Genomic DNA, 3966 nt, shown 5'->3' on the forward strand with positions numbered 1-3966 from the left:
CCTCTATGGCCTGGGCGTCGGTCCGGGAGACCCCGAGCTGATTACCGTCAAGGCGCTGCGCTTGCTGGGCTCGGCCCCGGTCGTCGCCTACTTTGTTGCGAAGGGTAAGAAGGGCAATGCGTTCGGCATTATCGAAGCACACCTTAACGAGTCGCAAACGCGCATGCCGCTCGTCTATCCCGTGACCACCGAAGCGCTCGAACCCCCGCTTTGCTATGAAACGATCATCGGCGAGTTCTACGATGAAGCCGCGATCCGGATCGCCGACCATCTTGAAGCGGGTCACGATGTAGCCGTGATCTGTGAAGGCGATCCGTTTTTCTACGGCTCGTACATGTACTTGCATGACCGGCTGGCGGAGCGCTTCGAAGCCGTTGTCGTACCCGGCGTGTGTTCCATGCTCGGCGGCGCAGCCGTGCTCGGTGTGCCGCTCGTTTACCGGAACCAGAGCTTGTCGGTGTTGTCGGGCGTGTTGCCGGAAGCCGATTTGAAACAGCGCCTGTCCACCGCCGACGCCGCCGTGATCATGAAACTCGGCCGCAACTTCGACAAGGTTCGCCGGGTGCTGACGGAACTTGGCCTGGATAAACGCGCGCTGTATGTCGAGCGCGCGACCATGGCGAACCAGCGGATCGTGCCGCTCGCCGAGGTCGATCCAATGGCGTCGCCGTACTTTTCCTTGCTCGTCGTGCCGGGGGAACCATGGCGCACGTGAGCACGTTCGAACCAGCGCCGCCCGTGGCAATCATGGTGCTGGGTATCGGCGCGCTCGATACCGCGCGACGCATTCAGGCACGTTATCCGGGGTCGAGCGTGCATGGTCTTGCAAGCCGTGTGCAGGCCGATGTCGCGTTCACCGATCTCGGCGCTCACTTGCGAAACCTGTATTCGAGCAACACGCCCGTGGTCGCGTTGTGCGCAGCGGGAATCGTCATTCGATGCCTCGCGCCCATTCTCGCCGATAAAACGGTCGAGCCGCCCGTGCTCGCCGTTGCCGAAGACGGCAGCGCGGTCGTGCCGTTACTGGGTGGTCTGGGCGGCGTGAACGTGATGGCGCGGGAAATCGCTGCGGCGTTGGACATAGCGCCCGCTATTACGACGAGTGGCGAATTGCGTTTCGGCACCTGCCTTCTCAATCCGCCGCCCGGTTACGTACTCGCCGATATCGAGCAGGGAAAGCGCTTCGTGTCTGACCTGCTGGCGGGGGAAACGACCCGAGTGGAAGGCGAAGCGCCGTGGCTCGATGAAGCAGGCCTGCCGCAGTCGGCCGAGGCCATCCGCACGATTCGCGTGACGCCTTTTGCCGGCGATGGCGCGAGGCAGTTAATGATCCACCCGCGCTGTGTGGTGGCTTGTGTGAACGACCGGGCCCTCTCGTCTGACGCGTCGATCGTCGAGCAAATTCGTCATGCGTTTGGCGAACATCGCATAGCGCGGTTGTCGCTAGCCGCCGTGCTTGCGCCTCTCACGAGCATGATCTCCCAACCACTCGCCGACGCAGCACGCACGCTCGATGTCCCGCTGCGCTTCGGCGAACTTCCTTCGGGCTTCGAAGTGTTTGGGTCCGCGCAGGAAGGTATTGTGTTGGCGCTTGCGCCGCGCCCCATGGATCCGCTCTCGCTCGGTCAGGCACGTGGCACGCTGAGCGTGATCGGCCTCGGTCCCGGCTGCGCGGACCTGATGGTCCCCGCAGCGAAGCTTGCGTTGTCCCTGGCCGACGATATCCTCGGCTACGAAACCTACGTTCGCATGGCTGGCCCGTTCAAGCCGCATCAAGTGCTCCATTGCAGCGACAACCGCGAAGAGATGCAGCGCGCGCGCCATGCGTTCGAACTTGCGAGCACGGGACGCAAGGTCGTGGTTGTGTCATCGGGCGATCCGGGCGTGTTCGCGATGGCGGCGGCGGTGCTCGAAGCACTCGACGCGGCACGCGATAACGCCGCCTGGGGCGCGGTCGAATTGTCGATCGTACCGGGGGTATCGGCCGCGCTGGCGACTGCGGCGCGTGCAGGTGCGCCGCTCGGACACGACTTTTGCATGCTCTCCCTCTCCGATAACCTCAAGCCCTGGGCGGTCATCGAAACGCGCTTGAGGCATGCTGCTCAAGCCGATCTCGTGATGGCCTTCTATAATCCCGTATCTCGCGCACGGCCGTGGCAACTCGATGGGGCGCTGGACATCCTGCGCGAATACCGCGCGGGAACGACCGTCGCTGTGCTAGGACGAAACATCGGTCGACCGGGCGAAACGCTAAGGACCACGACGCTTGCAAACCTGCGCTCCGATCAGGTCGACATGCGCACCATGGTGATTGTCGGTTCTTCGACAACCCGCAGCTTTGCGCGCGTTGGGCCGGATGCCGGCGAGTGGGTCTACACACCGCGCTGGTACGAATAAACTACGCCGATGTCATGTCAGCGGCGTGCAGGTAGTCCGCCTGCCATGACGCGGCAAGCGTCGAACAACGGCTGAGCGGCACGGCTTCATTCTCGAAATCGATGATCACGATCTGGTCGGCGTCAGAGGGTCGGACCGGTGTTTCCGGGCTGCGTCCATCGGTGAGAAGCCAGAGAAGACGTCGCTGGGAAGGCTTTCTGCGCGCGGCTTTGGCAAGCACGTTAGCGGCTGTACGAACACCGAGCGCGAGGGGCGTTCCACCGCCGCCGCCAATAGGCGCAAGCCAGTGATCGTTCCACCAATGCGCCGCTCCCGGCTCGCGCCGCACCTGCGCCGTGACCCCGCCGAAGCACACCAGGGCCACCTCGGCGCGTTCACGATAAGCCCGGCTAAACATTGCCACGACCATACCTTTAGCCAATGCAAGCCGCTTGCCGGACAGCATGGAACCCGAGCAATCGAGTACGAAGCAGTGCAGCGCGCCTGCATCACCTTCCTCGCGACGAAAGCGCAAATGCCCTGCGTCGAGCGGCTGATTGCGTTTCGCGCGTAGCGTCTGAATCCAGTCGATGCGCACGCCCGCCTCGCCCTCTCGCGACGGTGTCTTACCAGCAGTAGAAGGTTTCAGCCATCGAAGGCGGCCGGGTTCGGCCTCACCATCCGGCCTTCGATGGCTCAGGATTTTTTTGATGAAAGCGGCCGAACGTTCTTGACCCTCGTAATATCGACGGGTTCGGGTGGCATGTATCCGACGCTCGATTCGTCGCTATCCCCAAGTCGTTCGTCTGTTTGAGAATGAGCGCCTTGTTCACCGCGAGCGCCCGACGGGTTGCCTTCCTTGCGCCGATGCACCAGCACCGATTCCGACACGCGTTCAACGTGCTCCACGCCCACCGCCGGCGCCTGTTCGAACGCAGCTAGCGCCCTCGCCGCCCGCAGCATCACAAGGTCTGCTCGCAACCCATCGACGTGCGCTGCGATGCACAACGCACTGACACGAGCGTGAACCGCGTCGTCGAATGTGAGGCTCGACAGCGTTGCGCGAGCGTGTCGAAGCTTGAGCGCCAACGCATCCTGCCGATCCGCAAAGCGCGCACGAAACGCTTCGGGATCCATATCGAATGCCAATCGCGCCTTGACGATCTCCTGGCGTACGTTCGCGTCGAAGCAATTTTCCAGCATTACCGCCAGGCCAAAGCGATCCAGCAATTGCGGCCTGAGTTCGCCTTCCTCGGGATTCATCGTCCCGACCAGCACGAACCGTGCGTCATGCCTATGCGATATGCCATCGCGCTCGATGACGTTCACGCCGCTTCCCGCCACGTCCAGCAACTGATCCACAAGGGAGTTCGGCAGAAGGTTCACCTCGTCGACATAGAGCACCCCCTGATGCGCCTTAGCAAGCAACCCAGGAGAAAAGCGCACGCCACCGTCACGCAGCACGGCTTCGAGGTCGAGCGTGCCGATCAATTGTTCCTCGCTCGCGCCAAGCGGCAAGGTCACGAAGCGACCCTCAGGCAACAATTCGGCGAGCGCACGCGCCGTGGTCGATTTCGCCGTGCCGCGCGG

4 protein-coding genes are annotated in these 3966 nt (G+C 63.0%); 2 read left to right on the forward strand and 2 right to left on the reverse strand.

The window, feature by feature from the left end; genetic code table 11:
* Positions 1–715: precorrin-2 C(20)-methyltransferase (locus tag WCA53_RS16855; protein WP_423912739.1), on the forward strand; the 715-nt coding region annotated here is incomplete at its 5' end.
* A gap of 32 nt (positions 716–747) precedes the next feature.
* Positions 748–2397 carry a precorrin-3B C(17)-methyltransferase gene (gene cobJ, locus WCA53_RS16860; RefSeq protein WP_423912745.1) on the forward strand — a complete coding sequence of 550 codons (1650 nt, stop codon included), beginning with the start codon at positions 748–750 and terminating at the stop codon, positions 2395–2397.
* A 1-nt stretch (position 2398) separates the two neighbouring features.
* On the opposite strand, the gene WCA53_RS16865 is transcribed toward cobJ, so the two are convergent.
* A complete protein-coding gene (locus WCA53_RS16865) occupies positions 2399–2968 on the reverse strand; it encodes a vWA domain-containing protein (protein WP_423912747.1) in 570 nt (189 codons plus the stop codon).
* A gap of 104 nt (positions 2969–3072) precedes the next feature.
* A partial coding sequence (locus WCA53_RS16870) for an ATP-binding protein (RefSeq protein ID WP_423912743.1) occupies positions 3073–3966 on the reverse strand: 894 nt, incomplete at its 5' end.

Origin of the sequence: Caballeronia sp. (assembly GCF_049581465.1) — a bacterium.
GTDB lineage: Bacteria > Pseudomonadota > Gammaproteobacteria > Burkholderiales > Burkholderiaceae > Caballeronia.

Excerpts from the sequence above, each read along its gene's own strand:
- cobJ (WP_423912745.1), top strand. The coding sequence starts at position 748 with ATGGTGCTGGGTATCGGCGCGCTCGATACCGCGCGACGCATTCAGGCA.